The 14,996-nt window shown below is 44.6% G+C and carries 14 protein-coding genes; 10 read left to right on the top strand and 4 right to left on the bottom strand.

The genetic code is table 11. The features are described from left to right. The first annotated feature begins 11 nt into the window (after positions 1 to 11). The 8 genes from FLM53_RS22100 to dbpA all read left to right on the top strand — a co-directional run bounded on the left by FLM53_RS22100 (position 12) and on the right by dbpA (position 9,872). Positions 12 to 2,171 (top strand): type I secretion system permease/ATPase, encoded by a 2,160-nt coding sequence (locus FLM53_RS22100; RefSeq protein ID WP_176679386.1) that lies wholly within the window; start codon positions 12 to 14, stop codon positions 2,169 to 2,171. After that, positions 2,164 to 3,489: an HlyD family type I secretion periplasmic adaptor subunit gene (locus FLM53_RS22095; RefSeq protein ID WP_107898391.1), complete on the top strand. Its 1,326-nt coding sequence runs from the start codon at positions 2,164 to 2,166 to the stop codon at positions 3,487 to 3,489. Before FLM53_RS22100 ends, FLM53_RS22095 begins: the two co-directional genes overlap by 8 nt. Positions 3,490 to 3,523: 34 nt before the next feature. Then, complete coding sequence (locus FLM53_RS22090; protein ID WP_048661132.1) at positions 3,524 to 4,837, top strand: TolC family outer membrane protein; 1,314 nt, start codon at positions 3,524 to 3,526, stop codon at positions 4,835 to 4,837. Next, positions 4,837 to 5,475, top strand: coding sequence for an OmpA family protein (locus tag FLM53_RS22085; protein ID WP_176679387.1), 639 nt, complete (start codon positions 4,837 to 4,839; stop codon positions 5,473 to 5,475). The genes FLM53_RS22090 and FLM53_RS22085 overlap by 1 nt, the downstream gene beginning before the upstream one ends. Beyond that, positions 5,475 to 6,419 (top strand): PstS family phosphate ABC transporter substrate-binding protein, encoded by a 945-nt coding sequence (locus tag FLM53_RS22080; protein WP_176679388.1) that lies wholly within the window; start codon positions 5,475 to 5,477, stop codon positions 6,417 to 6,419. Before FLM53_RS22085 ends, FLM53_RS22080 begins: the two co-directional genes overlap by 1 nt. A gap of 211 nt (positions 6,420 to 6,630) precedes the next feature. Next, a complete protein-coding gene (locus FLM53_RS22075; protein ID WP_176679389.1) occupies positions 6,631 to 7,218 on the top strand; it encodes a hypothetical protein in 588 nt (195 codons plus the stop codon). A 217-nt stretch (positions 7,219 to 7,435) separates the two neighbouring features. Next, entirely contained in the window at positions 7,436 to 8,344 is a 909-nt protein-coding gene (locus FLM53_RS22070; RefSeq protein ID WP_176679390.1) for an aldo/keto reductase family oxidoreductase, read from the top strand. A 148-nt stretch (positions 8,345 to 8,492) separates the two neighbouring features. Beyond that, positions 8,493 to 9,872, top strand: a complete 1,380-nt coding sequence (dbpA, locus tag FLM53_RS22065; RefSeq protein ID WP_017064348.1) for an ATP-dependent RNA helicase DbpA — start codon at positions 8,493 to 8,495, stop codon at positions 9,870 to 9,872. Between the two features lie 125 nt (positions 9,873 to 9,997). Here the strand turns inward: dbpA and FLM53_RS22060 are convergent, their stop codons facing one another. Then, positions 9,998 to 10,171 (bottom strand): hypothetical protein, encoded by a 174-nt coding sequence (locus tag FLM53_RS22060; RefSeq protein ID WP_017630126.1) that lies wholly within the window; start codon positions 10,169 to 10,171, stop codon positions 9,998 to 10,000. 283 nt (positions 10,172 to 10,454) lie between these two features. On the opposite strand from FLM53_RS22060, the gene FLM53_RS22055 reads away from it, so the two are divergent. After that, positions 10,455 to 11,291, top strand: coding sequence for a DUF6279 family lipoprotein (locus FLM53_RS22055; protein WP_176679391.1), 837 nt, complete (start codon positions 10,455 to 10,457; stop codon positions 11,289 to 11,291). Between the two features lie 84 nt (positions 11,292 to 11,375). Here the strand turns inward: FLM53_RS22055 and FLM53_RS22050 are convergent, their stop codons facing one another. From FLM53_RS22050 to FLM53_RS22040, 3 genes are all read right to left on the bottom strand, one after another. Beyond that, a complete protein-coding gene (locus tag FLM53_RS22050) occupies positions 11,376 to 11,999 on the bottom strand; it encodes a PolC-type DNA polymerase III (protein WP_145576048.1) in 624 nt (207 codons plus the stop codon). Positions 12,000 to 12,069: 70 nt separating this feature from the next. Further along, on the bottom strand, positions 12,070 to 12,471 hold the full coding sequence (locus FLM53_RS22045) for a PPC domain-containing DNA-binding protein (RefSeq protein WP_176679392.1): 402 nt from the start codon (positions 12,469 to 12,471) through the stop codon (positions 12,070 to 12,072). Between the two features lie 112 nt (positions 12,472 to 12,583). Then, positions 12,584 to 13,789, bottom strand: coding sequence for a DEAD/DEAH box helicase (locus tag FLM53_RS22040; RefSeq protein ID WP_017630130.1), 1,206 nt, complete (start codon positions 13,787 to 13,789; stop codon positions 12,584 to 12,586). A 460-nt stretch (positions 13,790 to 14,249) separates the two neighbouring features. On the opposite strand from FLM53_RS22040, the gene bluB reads away from it, so the two are divergent. Next, complete coding sequence (gene bluB, locus FLM53_RS22035) at positions 14,250 to 14,906, top strand: 5,6-dimethylbenzimidazole synthase (protein ID WP_176679393.1); 657 nt, start codon at positions 14,250 to 14,252, stop codon at positions 14,904 to 14,906. The last annotated feature ends 90 nt before the right edge of the window (positions 14,907 to 14,996 follow it).

Raw genomic sequence — 14,996 nt, 5'->3', positions numbered from 1 at the left:
GGAAGTTTAGATTGGTAGAACAAAAAGACAGCTGGCTAGGTTGTGTTGAGTGGTTGTGTGAGCATTTTAATGTTCGCAGCCACCCTTCCAAAATAGTGTCTGGCCTACCTTTAGATGAAGGCCGGCTCAATGAATCCCTTTTTCCAAGAGCGATTGAGAAATCGGGGTTAACGCTGAGCCACGTTAAAAAAGAGTTACTGACTCAATGTCAGTTCCCCGTTGTTGCCGTTAATTCTGCGACAGGGACTCCTCTTGTCGTCACCCAAAGTTCCGATGGCGATTTTCATGTATTGGATTGCGAAACCAATTCAAGTCAACAAACCCTCTTAAAAGACTTGGTTACTCAAGTGGAACCGTATGTGTGGCAAGTGGGTGCTCAAGCGCTTGATGATGCCCGTGTACAATCTCATGAACGTAGCGAGAATAAATCCAATACTCGTTGGTTATGGCGTGTCGTCAAAGAAGTGAAACCTTGGTATCGAGACCTGTTTATTGCTTCATTCTTGATCAACTTACTCGCGTTAGTTGTACCTTTGTTTACCATGAACGTTTACGACCGTGTGGTACCAAACCAGGCATTTAATACCTTGTGGGTGTTGGCGGCAGGCGTTGGTATTGTTGTGATCTTTGATTGGGTGTTGAGAAGCTCACGAAGCTCTGTGACTGACATGGCCGGGCGCTATATTGATAACAAGTTGTCTTCTCAACTGTTCTCTAAAGTGCTCGGTATGAAGTTAGAAAATCGACCTCAATCGGTAGGTGCATTTGCCAGACAGCTTCAAGACTTCGACAGTGTGAAAGATTTTTTCACTTCCATATCTTTGGTCACGTTAGTCGACTTACCGTTCACCTTGTTATTCCTTTTCCTTATCGGTTGGCTCGGTGGGGCGATGATGTTCATACCTGTCGCGATCATGCTTGTTTTGATTGTGTTGAGCATAGCGATGAAAGGCAAAGTCGAGAAAACATTCGATGAAACCGCACGTTTATCAACACAAAGACAAGCGCAGCTGTTTGATTGCTTAACAACGCTTCCGGACATCAAACAAAATAACGCTGAAGGTATTACTCAAAAGCGTTGGGAGCAGACGATTTCATCGCTCTCTCAATGGCAGACTCAATCTCGCCACTATTCGAATATCGTGACGCACTCCATCCAGTCGAGTCAGCAGATCGTTACCATCACGTTAATCATCTTCGGTGTTTATCAGATCTCTGAAGGCATATTGAGCATGGGTGGCTTGATAGCTGTGGTGATGTTGAGTGGACGCGCTGCAAGCTCGGTGAATCAACTTTCTCTTTTAATGCTGAGATTCCAACAAACACGATCGGCCGTCGAAGGCCTGAATCAAATCATGGAGTTACCTCAAGAAGAGTCTAAACACCAAGTGATCGATAAGGGTGACTTTGATGGTGGGGTTAGGTTGGATGAAGTCACGTTTACCTATCCAGAAACTCAAAGCCCTGCGTTAAAGGAAATCTCTCTTGAGATAAAACCGGGTGAACGCGTTGGCCTTGTGGGCGCGGCAGGCGCGGGCAAAACAACCCTACTATCGATTGTTGCTCGCCAGTATTTACCCACAACAGGCCAAGCTTTCTATCAAGAAATCGATGGACAATTATGGCCAACCAGTGTGTTGCGCAGTGGCATGGGTTGGGTAGGGCAAACCACTAATCTTATCTTCGGTAGCGTATACGACAACGTGACGTTAGGCGCGACTAACGTTGATGAAGAGAAGCTAAGACAAGCTCTACAACAGTCGGGTTTGAATGGTTATATGGGACGCTTAAGCAATGGCTTAGAAACGCCAGTTGGTGAAGGTGGCCGGTTGCTTTCAGGAGGCCAACGCCAAGCTGTGGCTATCGCAAGGGCGCTTTATCGTTGTCCAAAACTTTTGATCATGGATGAACCAACCAGCGCGTTAGATAACCAAGCTGAAATACAGTTCTTCAATGCATTGCAAAGCATGCCGAGAGAAACGTCCATGCTGATCAGTTCGCACAAATCTTCGTTCTTGATGATGTGTGATCGAGTGATTGTTTTGGACAAAGGTCAGATCGTGGCTGAGGGTGAGCCCAAAAATATCCTCTCTCTACAGAAGAAAAGTGCTCCCAAAGGAACAAGTCGTTTTAAGACGGTTTCAGTGGTGAAGGGAGGTCGTCATGAGTAATGATATTCAGTGGACCAACAATCACTTGGCATTCCGTTCTCGTAAGCTGATTTGGCTAAGTGCTCTACTCATTGTCTCGATTATCGGTTGGGCGACGTGGGCAACATTGGAAGAAGTAGTTATCGGCGAGGGTAAAGTCGTTCCTAGCCTCTCAGTTCAAACCATTCAGAGTTTAGAAGGCGGCTTGGTTCAAGAGATCATGGTGCGACAAGGTCAATCTGTTGTGAAAGGCCAGCCTCTGGCTAAGCTCGAAGATACACGTTTTAAAGCCGCGTTTTTAGAGTCGGCTCAACAAGCGGATACCTTGCTTGCTCAGCAATTAAGGTTAAAGGCTGAACTGTCTACCGTTGTTCTAAATAATGATGCGAAAGAGTGGTATGAGCGAGTGGTCTTGGTGCCACAAGATATTGCTGTTGATGTATCAAGCCATCCTGCGTTAATGAATGCAAAAGCAAACTACCGAGAGCGTTTAGGACAGTTGAAATCGGAACTCGAAGAGGCGGCACTTCGTATTGAGCAACAAGACCAAGCGCGTGTTGATACGCTGAATAATATCCAGACTTTAGAAAGTAGCTTAGATATCGTTATTCGTGAACGCAACATGCTCAAAGACGTGGTCGCGAGCGGCGCGGTTGCTGAGGTTGAACTACTGAAACTGAATCGTGATGTGGTGAAGCTGAAAGGTGATATAGCTAGCTCAAAAGTAGCGGCTCAAAAACAGATAGCGGCTTACTCAGAATCAATAGCGGATCATCGCAGCATCGCACTCGATTTTCGTGCCAAGGTACAAGGTCAATTGAATGAAGTGGCCAGTAAAATCGCGCAATTGAACGAAAGCCAACAGGCGATTGCCGACCAATTGAAACGAACTGAAATCTTAGCGCCTGTCGATGGCACGGTGAAAGAGATATTTGTACGTACTATTGGCGGTGTAGTAAGGCCGGGTGAGCCGATTATTGAGCTAATCCCATCGAACAGTCAGTTGATTGTGGAAGCCAGAATCTCGCCACAGGATATCGCCTTCGTACATAAAGGTTTGGGCGCCACGATTAAATTCACTGCTTATGATTTTGTCATTTATGGCGGGCTTAAAGGCGAGGTGACTTATGTCAGTGCTGACGCCTTGCAAACGGAAGATGGCAACGCCTATTACCGAGCCCATATTCAGTTAAACGAAGACCAGCAACAAAACTCTGCCTTTAGCATTATCCCAGGGATGCAAGTCGCGGTTGATATCTTAACCGGCGAAAAAACAGTATTGAGTTATTGGTTAAAACCTATTTTACGAGCTAAGGAAAACTCACTTCGCGAACGATGAAGTGGGTTAAAGCATAAATATAAAAGGAAGTGTAATGCATTCAAAATTCTTACTCTCTTCTTGCTTACTAATGAGCGGGCTGTCTCAAGCAGCCTCATTAGAAGAGTCAGTGGCCTTTGCCATAGACTATAGCCCAGAGATATTGGCGCAGTACTCCCGATACCAATCGGTGATAAGAGACGGTGATGCTGCAGGCGGTTTGTATATGCCACAGGTCAATTTGTACGCAGCGGCAGGTTATGAAGAGACGCGCTACAACAGTGGTAGCAAACTCGACACCGATGACCGTGGGCTAACGCGAACGGAAATTGGTGTTAAAGTTTCTCAATTACTATTCGATGGTTTTAAAACAACGTCGAATGTCGACCGACTCACGTTCGAAGCTGAGGCTGAACGTTTAACCCTGATTTCGCGTGCCGAAAATGTATCGTTAGATGTGGTAAGAAACTACCTCGATATTCTAAAAGCAGAGACGCTGCTTGAACTGTCTAAGCGTAACGTAAAAGAGCACCAAGAAATCTATCAAGATATCCAGGATAAAAAGAGCAAAGGCCTGAGTAGTAACTCGGATCTGGCTCAGATCTCTGCTCGTGTTGCGACAGCGCAATCTTCATTAATTGCTGCTCAAAACAACCTGTTTGATTTGCAAACTCAGTACCTACGTTTAGTGGGCAAGCCAGCTGTGAACTTGGTTTATCCCCGTTTTGATTACGCTCTATTACCAAGCTCAGCACAGGTCGCACTTGAACAAGCAGTCGAGAATCATCCAGAAATCAAAGCCTCTTTGCTTGATATCGACGCCGCTCGAAAAGAGATGCGTAGAGAGAAAGGCGATTACTATCCAGAAGTAAAACTGGAACTTCATGCCAACAAGAATGACAACGTGTCTAATCCACCGGGTGGTGTTGATGAAGATGCGCGAATCATGCTGACTATGGATTACGATCTGTTCAACGGCTTCTCTACCGACTCTCGTGTTGAATCGTCAGCATGGCGTGTCGAAGAGGCAAGAGCAATTCGCGTGAGAACCGAGCGTGAAGTGAAAGAGGGCACCCAGCTTGCTTGGAACGCCTACAAGATGCTCGAACAACAAAAGTCTCTACTTCAACAGAACGTGGACGCGGCCAAAATTGCAGAACTGGGTTACATCCAACAATTTAATGTAGGCAGACGAAGCCTGTTGGATGTATTGGATGCAAAAGTGGAAGTGTTCTTGGCTCGACGAAACTTCATCAGTACAGAATATGATCAAACGTTAGCGGCATACCGCGTACTGAACGCGATGGGCATGTTGACCTACGCATTAAGGGTTGAACACCCAGAAGAATGGCAAGGGGAGAACAAGTAATGAGATATTTTAAACTAGCGCTACTTAGTTCTATCTTGCTAATGGGTTGTGCAGAAACGCCCGACACGACAATGACTCGCCATCAAATTGATGATCTAGCGGATGATGACCGTGACGGAGTCATTAACCAACGCGATCTTTGTGCAGATACTCCAGAAGGCGTGACGGTAGACATTAAAGGCTGTGCCAATTGGAAAATCGTCGAAGATGTTGAAGTGTTAAGCGTGGCATTTGATTTCGATAAGTACGCCCTCAAACCTGAGCATACTGCGGTACTCAATGAACTTGTTCTGTTACTGGGTGAGCAGCCAGACGCATCGGTGACTTTAGTTGGCGATACCAGTTCAGAGGGCACCAACACTTATAACAAGGCACTGGCGAAGAAAAGGACTGGCGTGATTCGAGATGCATTGATCGACAGAGGCATCGATGGTGAGCGAATTTTCGAACAAGAATTTACCCAGATAACTAGCTTAACTCAGCACCTTCATAAACGTAAGCGAAGAACCATCGCAGTGTTAAAAACAGAGAGCATGGAAGTGAACCCATCTTGGAATATCTTCACTTCAGAGATGCAGCTCGACAGTAACAGCGATGTGGAATCCAAGACATCGATTGATCCAGTAGGAGGCCAGTAATGAAACGTCTATCTAATAAATCGGGCCTACTGCTTGCTGCTGTACCCATGTTGTTCTCGGCATCGACGTTCGCAAGTGATGCCAGTGAAATTGGTTTGGTCGCAATTGAGCCGAATATGCAGGGGCTTGTTGAAGACTTACTTAAGAGCCAAGAGATCGATCTAGATATCTTGCTGAGTGATAGCGTCCCAGAGCAGATGATCATGCAACGCTCACGCGTTGGTATTACTTCCAAAAAGTGGACTGACAAAGAGATGGCTAGGTTCGACATGCGCTACGGCTATAGGCCGACAGAGCTGATGTTTACCGCCGACGTGATTGCGATTTTAGCGAATGAGAATAACCCTGCAACATCCATCAGTGTCGCTGAACTTATCGATGTGTTTGGTTGCTCTAACGACCCTAAACATCCCAAATGGACGCCAAGTAGTGACACTCGAGGTGGTGAAAGCCTAGACACACACATGTTGCCTTTCGCTATCGACCATAATCTGCAAGGCCATACTACGTTTTCTAGTTGGGTCGAGTGTGGATCTGACGGAGAGTATGCGAATACTCAATTCTTAGCGGATCTGCCGGATCTGATTAACAAGATAGAAGATGAAGATGCCGCGATTGGTTACACCGTCTACTCAGATCAAATCTCAGATGTTAAGTGGCTGAGTGTGGTTGATAATCTAGGTGTGAACTACGACTTAAATAAAGAAACAATCCTCTCTGGTCGTTACCCATTAGCAACGGTTTATTATATGTACTTGAATATTCCAGCGCATCGTAAAGGGTTTACTGAGCAAGAGAAGTTCTTTGTTGGGCTTACTTTGTCAGATGAGCATCAAAGCGTGTTGAACCAATACGGCTTCATCAGTTTGCCGCCAGAAGCCATTCAACGTAATAAAGTAAGACTATCGCTTGAAGAGCCAGCAATAGAAGGTGGCTATAAATAATTGGTATGATGTATTGTATGTGAATCATCGGAATGGTATTGTTAGTTCCGTAATGGTTCTCAACGTGACGGATTACGTTATTCGGCGATAGAATTTATCTAGCGGGCATGTATGCCCGTTTTTTTTCGCTTAAAATTTGTCGGTCAGGCGCTTGTTTGTTGATTGGTCGCGTATAATGGACGGTTCTTATCGCACGAAATAAGCACAATTAATGAGAACTTTTCCTACCTTAATCTTACCTTTGTTACTGGTTTTGAATGCCATTGCATTCTCAGCACAAGCAGCCGAAAGCTGGTGGCTGCGAACTGTGTTCAATGCGAGTTCAGCTCAGCCAAGTTCTCAAAACTATATCAACGATATCGATCTGATGGATTGTGGTGACATAGAAGGCACTCTGCTTTGTAGCGACCAAACCAAATATTACGATCTGGATGTTTATGTTGAACTGGAGCTAGGTGAATCAAGCATTGAAGTGGTTCGCTTGAGCTTGCCGTATTCAAACTTAAGTTACACCAAGCTTCAGGCTTACCTTCGTCAAGATGGCTTTGCTCTCAGTTCAATTCGTATTGGGGAAGATGAGTTCAATGTCGTCGCTCAACTCGAACACGCAAAACGTGAGGGCGTTGGTTTTGATGAGGTAGATAAGCAGCTCGTAGAATTTATTAATGCGCCACACCATTCATCTGATCAAGTGAGCTTATGGAACGTTCCTAACTCATCGTCTGCTAGTTCGTCTTCTCCTTGGGTTCAGTTACAGAGTGATGGTGATAACTTAACGGTTGAACTAAATCGCTTTTAATTGCTCAAATTTATAGATGCTTTCGTAATTCATTAGAGAGAACAAGCCTTTTGGAATAAAGGTTCACGGGCAGACAGCAAGTTATTATTCATTTAAGTGTTCGTTTTTCTGTGGCTCTCACATTTTTGGCAAGCGTTTACTTTTGCCATTTGTTATACGTTGAGCCTTCGGTAAAACGAGCTTAGGATACGTTCAGTATTGATAAAGGAGACAACCCATGGTTGCAAGAGTAACGACAGCGCCACAAGGCCCAGAACTTTCTGAGTTGGTGCAAGGATACTGGCGTACAGCTGAATGGGGCATGACCCCGCAACAACGCCTGACTTTCCTTAAGCAGCACATTGATCTTGGCATCACAACTGTTGATCACGCGGATATCTACGGTAACTACCAATGTGAAAAGTTGTTTGGTGAAGCATTAGCGCTTGAGCCGAGCCTTCGTGATGACATTCAAATCGTCACCAAGTGCGATATCAACTTGTGTGGTGACCACACTCCTGATCGTAAGATCAATCACTATGACACCAGCGCACACCATATTTACCAATCAGTAAATAACTCACTAGAGCGCTTAGGTGTTAACGATATCGACGTATTGTTGATTCACCGCCCAGACGTACTGATGGATGCCGACGAAGTAGCTGAAGCGTTCGCAGAGCTACATAAGGTCGGTAAAGTTAAGCACTTTGGTGTTTCTAACTTTTCACCGCGTCAGTTCGAGTTGCTTCAATCTCGCCTTGGTAAGCCATTAGTAACCAACCAAGTTGAAATTAACCCACTGAACTTTGAAGTTGCCCATGATGGCACACTAGATCAACTGCAGATGAACCGTATTCGCCCGATGGCGTGGTCTTGTCTTGGTGGTGGTAGCATCTTCAGTGGCGATTCAGCACAAGCGATTCGCGTTCGTGATGAGCTAGAAGTGATTCGTCAAGAAGTGGGTGCAGACAGCATTGATCAAGTAATTTACGCTTGGGTTCGTCGTTTACCATCTAATCCAATTGCGATTATTGGCTCAGGAAAGATTGAACGTGTGAAGACGGCCGTTGATTCACTGAAAATTGAGCTGACTCGCGAGCAGTGGTACCGCGTATGGGTTGCATCTAAAGGTCACGGTGTGCCATAGGAAGCAATTCGTATAGAAGTAAAAGCCAGCTAAGAAAGCTGGCTTTTTTGTGTTCGCCTAACATGTTTCTTCAAAACTGTGATTAAGGTGGAATAATTTTCAAAAACACTCATAATGCACTCTGTTTTTCACCAGTTGGATATTTCCATTGAGCACTTCAAAATTCTCTTCAATCGCCCTTAAACCAGAGCTTCTAAATACGTTAGATTCTCTTGGTTATACTGAAATGACGCCGATCCAAGCGTTAAGTCTTCCTACTATCCTAAATGGCAAGGACGTTATCGGTCAGGGTAAAACGGGTTCAGGTAAAACAGCTGCTTTTGGTTTAGGTGTGCTGCAGAACCTACGCGTTAAGCGTTTCCGTGTTCAGTCTTTAGTGTTATGTCCGACTCGTGAGCTTGCAGACCAAGTAGCAAAAGAGATCCGTACTCTTGCTCGTGGTATTCACAATATTAAAGTGCTGACACTATGTGGCGGTATGCCAATGGGCCCACAGATTGGTTCACTAGAGCATGGCGCACACATTCTTGTGGGCACTCCTGGTCGTATTCTTGACCACCTAGAGAAAGGCCGCATTGACCTGTCTGAGCTGAACACACTTGTGTTAGATGAAGCGGATCGTATGCTAGAGATGGGTTTCCAAGACGCTTTGGACGCAGTGATTGAAGCGGCGCCAAAAGAACGCCAAACTCTGCTATTCAGTGCAACTTTCCCTAAACAGATCAAATCTGTTGCAGACCGCATTATGCGTAACCCAGAAATGGTGAAGGTTGAATCAACGCACGATCACTCAAGCATCCAGCAACACTTCTACAAGCTAGAAGGTTCTGAAGCTCGTGATGACGCTCTAGAGTTGCTGCTACTTCATCACCAACCGGAATCTGCGGTTGTGTTCTGTAACACGAAGAAAGAAGTGCAGAACGTAAACGATGAGCTAAGCCACCGTGGTTTCAGCGTTATCGAACTTCATGGCGATATGGAGCAGCGTGAACGTGACCAAGCTTTGGTTCAGTTCTCAAACAAAACGATCTCGATTCTAGTTGCGACAGACGTTGCGGCTCGTGGTCTTGATGTTGATAACCTAGACGCAGTATTCAACTTTGAATTGTCTCGCGACCCTGAAGTTCACGTACACCGCATTGGTCGTACTGGCCGTGCAGGAAGCAAAGGCGTCGCTATCAGCTTCTTTAGCGAGAAAGAGATGTACCGTGTTGCTCAAATTGATGAGTACATGGATATGCCGATTGAGCCATCTGAGCTTCCAGCAAAACCCATTGCTAAGCCGTACTACTCAAACATGGTAACCATTCAGATTGATGGCGGTAAGAAAGCTAAGCTTCGTGCAGGTGATATTCTTGGCGCATTGACTGGTCAAGGTGGTATTGATGGTAAATCAGTAGGTAAGATCAATTTGTTCGCAATGCGTGCTTACGTTGCTGTAGAACGCTCTGTCGCTAAGAAAGCACTGAACAAGATCGAATCAGGTAAAATGAAGGGCCGTCAATTCCGCGCCCGAATCTTGAAGTAATTCGAGACTGAATCCCTTTGCTGTGATGTATCATAACTAGTGACATTGCAGTAAAGGGTGTTCCACAAAATGCCACTCAAGTTTCTTCTTTTAGGTTTATCGACCTAGTCCTCTATATCGAAGCATTATTCATCGGGTCTTATCGAATAAAGATCGTTGATATGTTTTCCTTCGCTAACATACCAATTCATTGCTTCCTGTCGATTGTGAACGAATATCGTGATTGTGGTTATTGAACCATCGTCAAAATAACAAAGCTCATATTCTAAATCGCTTGGGTGCTCAGGAATAGCGGCCATAGCTTGCCTCCCAAATATCAATCATTTGAAATATGCTAACCCGTTTTCTTTTATAGGGTTCGTATTAGGTCAAATGAGTAATAAAATTCAAGTTACATCACTGCTGTTAATTATTTTTAGTTTAATCATTTGCCTAAATAGACGGTTTAGCAAGGTGAAGTCTCAATTTATCTGAAAGTTTTTACGATCAGCTACTTTTATAGCTAATGTTATAAGATCAAGAGTGAATCTGATAAAGCTGTTTACAGGTTCGCTGATCAGTAGAAGTTTGTGAGAGGGTGTAATGAGAGAATGCCGTTGGTTAATGTTATTGGTGTGCTTCCTATTTGCGGGATGTGGGACGAAATTCGCCTATAACAATATCAGTTGGTTTGCGGTCAGTTATATCGAAGACTTTGTTTCGTTATCTAATAGTCAAGAGTCCGAGCTAGAAGCCCGTCTAGACTCATTGCAAGCCTGGCATAAAGAAACTCAACTCCCATTGTACATTTCGCAATTAGAAACGATTCAAAGTATTACTCGTCCTGATATGAACTCTGCGTTTATCGTCGACCAAAGTGAGCAAATTAAAAATCATATTCGCGCGATCGTTAATAAGTTTGCACCCGATGTTTACTCGTTAAGTATGCAACTTAGCCCTAAGCAAGATAGCGAGTTCTTAAAAAACTTTAGAGAAAAGCAGGAAGACTATTATGAAGAAAGATTGTCGTTGAATGACGAAGATTCCAGAGAGCGATATCGAAACCGAAGTGAAGAGAGACTAGAGCGATGGCTAGGGTCGGTATCGAAAGAACAAAAACAGATTATTTTTACTTGGTCTCAAGAGTGGGTAAATACCAACGATAGCTGGCGCCAATATCAAAATAATACCTATCAAGATCTCACAACTCTGATGGAAAAGAAGGCCGACCTACATATCGCTCAGCCAATTATTATGAACTTGCTTTTGAATAACGAAGCTTATTATCCAGACGAATTGGAATCTGAGCTTAATAAGAATATGCAGACATCAGCCAAATTCTTGGTGGATATCGTGGCAATCAGTAGTGATAAGCAATGGTCTTATTTTATGAATGAATTAGAGACTCTCAAATCAACGCTGGTGACACTGCAGGAGTAGGGGACGGGTAATCTTCGTTAGTAACTAAAAAGGCTGATCGTGTTAAACCCATCAGCCTTTCAATCATTATCGTATGGTAAGAGTTTAACCTCGATTACTCATCAACAGCTTTGGAATAGAGCCTTTCGCTGTCTTAGATATTTTTTGCATCAGTTGAAAGCTTGGCTGTTGAATGCCGTGGTCGCTTTGCAGTTCATCAATCATCAATAACCATAAGCGTGCTGTCATCTCTGAATCGGCTAACGCTCTGTGGAAAGTGCCGTCGTTGTCGATATTCTTGAAACGCACAAGGTCGCCTAGTTTATGGGTCGGTGCGTCTTGGATTAGACGACGAGCAATCAGCATTGAGCAGGCAAATTGTCCATTGTAATCGCGACCAATATTATCTAATTCTGCATCAAGAAAGCGCTTATCAAATGAGGCATTGTGAGCGACCAGTTGGCTGTCTTTAATGAAATCTGCAAACTCATCCATCACTTCACTGCAACTGGCCGCTGTGCTTAACATACGGTTACTGATTCCGGTATAACCTTCAATGAATCCACTAACACGAAACCCAGGGTTCATCAGTTGTTGGAAGGTGTCGACGACTTCGCCGTTAACGAGTTTCACCGCACCGATTTCAATCGCTCTGTCACCCATGTTTGGTGATAAGCCTGTGGTTTCGAAATCGAGAACGATAACGGAGTCTGCGGAGTTTGGAGCCATCGTGTTTCCTAATTGCTATTGGGTGGTATCGCTTTATATGAGGCGTTTGGTAGTGCTATCAGTGAAGCTATTATGTGTTACTGCTGATAGTGAGCTCAGTGTAACCCGTCGTATCATCATGCTCTCTGTTGAAGGTCAAGGTATCGTAACGGTGAATAATCAACTCAGCGGTAGTGGCGATAATCGTTCCCTCCAACAGATGTCCGCCAATCACATCACCATTCTCATCAGCAACGGATATATGAACGTGCTGGTGGTTAGGCGTTAACGTTGCCATCACAGATACGATTTCGAACGGAGCTTGAACTAGCTTGGTATTGTTGGCATTGGCCAAGCGAATATTGAGTTGAGAAACACACCCGACACAAGACGCAATAGAGCCTGCAGAGACATTGTGTATTGTCACTAGCCTCTGGATCTCAAGCTTTAGGTCTTGTCCTCGGGTTAATCTCGTTGCGATAGGAGTAATCATCTCAATACCTCTGTTTTATCTGTGTAACAAAGAACAAAACGAAGCCACATAGGGCTTCGTTTAGGTCATAGGTTAGCTAGCTCGTTATCACCGCCAGTTAAGCTTTGATAGTTTACTTGCCTTCTTTCTCTTGCTGTTCTCTTTTCTTCTTAGGAACGAAGTTCAGCACTGAAATCGGCACTTCTTTGCGTGGCTCGAAACCTTCCACTACACGGCGCTCAATCAGGTGACCAAGACGCTTTTCAATAATGCACAGGTTTTTGAAGTTGTCTTTTGATAGGAAAGAGATCGCTTCACCAGATGCATCAGCACGGCCAGTACGACCAATACGGTGAACGTAGTCGTCTGCTGGGAAAGGCAAGTCGTAGTTCACTACGCGACTTAGGTTATCGATATCGATACCACGAGCAGCAACGCCAGTCGCTACCAAGTATTTTAGGCGACCTTTCTTAAAGTCAGCCAAGATCTTTTCACGGATCGCTTGGCTGCGTCCACTGTGGAAAGCTTCAGCTTGAATACCACGTTTCTCAAGTTGAGCAACCAACTTGGCAGCGCCGTGTTTGGTCTCGATAAAGATAAGCGCTTGATCCCAATTACCTTCGGTAATCATGTGGCTTAACAGCGCTGACTTACGATCTTTATCTACCGTTACCAACCATTGCTCAATGTTCGCTTTAGACGCGTCAGTTTTGGCAATTGAAATCTCTTCCGCTTCGCTGATAGCACTTTTCGCTAGCGCACGAACTGGCGTTGAAAGCGTTGCTGAGAACAGTAGGTTTTGGATGTCTTGTGGTAAACGCGCGATGATCTTGTTGATGTCTTCAATGAAACCCATGTCTAGCATGCGGTCAGCTTCATCAAGAACCAAAACTTCAACTTCATCAAAGTGAACGGCACGTTGTCCGTACATGTCGATCAAACGGCCAGGCGTTGCAACCAGAATATCCACACCTTCAATCAGACGATCTTTTTGATGTTGGTAAGACACACCACCGTACATCGCTAATGATGTTAGGTTTAGGAACTTGGCGTACTTAGTGATGTTTTGTTCAACTTGAACAGCCAGCTCACGAGTTGGCGTAAGAATCACGGCGCGAATACGTTTTTTACGCTGCGTTTCGCCTTTGCTTAGCATTTCTAAGATAGGGAGAACAAAGCTCGCAGTTTTACCTGTACCTGTTTGTGCAGCCGCAATAAGGTTCTTACCAGAAAGTACAATTGGAATTGCTTTTTCTTGAATCGAGGTTGGCTTTTCATAGCCTTGTTTTGCAACGGCTTTAACAATAGGTGAGCTTAATCCAAGCTTGGAAAATGGCATAAGTTTCTCGGTATGATTTGGCTAAATAGCGATGGAAAGGTTCAACAATCTTATACAAGGATAAGATTAATGGCGGCATTCTACCATGTTGCTTGTGTACTACTAGGGCATGTTGATCTTTCGAGCTGATTTTTGCAGTGAGTTGCTGGGTATTTATACAAGGCAGAGGCACCGATGTGTAGCTAGCCTACATGAGAAGCCGATAACGCAGTAGAAATGACCAGCAAACGCTGCCCGAAGGGTTCGAGCTGGGCGCCCCCGCAAAAAGCGTTTTACTCTTTGTTGAGGGAGATTTGCTTAGAATGACTAGGCTACTTCTCCCTCGCCGCGATTAAAACGCTTTTGACTAGGCGTCCCCATCCGAACAAAATTTAACCACGAAAGGTCAACACGCCCTAGCTACATAGACACTTTAGTTGGATAATACTGACTCAATAAGACGACGATAAGACAGGGAAGTATGGAAATTACGCCGAATGAACGCGAAGCAGTATATAAAACGATTTTTTCTCGCCGAGATGTTCGTGGACAGTTTCTTCCTGATGAGATCCCAGAAGACGTTTTGATGCGTGTGTTAACCGCCGCGCACCATGCGCCTAGTGTCGGTTTTATGCAACCTTGGGACTTTGTCGTTGTTCGTGATATCGAAACCAAGCAACAAATTAAAGCCGGCTTCAATCAAGCGCATGCTGAATCGGCAGAAATGTTTACCGACGAAAAGCAGGCGATGTATAAACGCTTAAAGTTGGAAGGTATTGTTGAATCACCTATCGGCATCTGCGTGACTTGCGACCGTAATCGAACCGGAAAGGTCGTGTTAGGTAGAACCATCAAACAAGAGATGGATCTGTATAGCACCGTGTGTGCGGTTCAAAACTTATGGCTTGCAGCTAGGGCAGAAAACCTAGGGCTAGGTTGGGTGAGCATTCTCCACGACTCAACTCTGAGAGACGCATTAGATATCCCGGACAACATCGATATCGTGGCGTATTTATGTATCGGCTACGTTGATCACTTCAAAGATAAGCCAGAACTCGAAACCATGGGCTGGTTACCAAGAAGAGACGTTAATTCAGCGATTCATGAAGGTAAGTGGAATCCAAATAAAGCGGAGTGATTCAAGGCTTTGATGTCTTCGTAATATATTGATATTAAATACCAAAGCTCGTTAGTGATATCTCAGTATAAAGTTGAATTTATAAACTCG

Source organism: Vibrio sp. Scap24, assembly GCF_013394185.1.
Lineage (GTDB): Bacteria > Pseudomonadota > Gammaproteobacteria > Enterobacterales > Vibrionaceae > Vibrio > Vibrio pomeroyi.
This window is presented reverse-complemented; position numbering and strand designations above follow the sequence as displayed.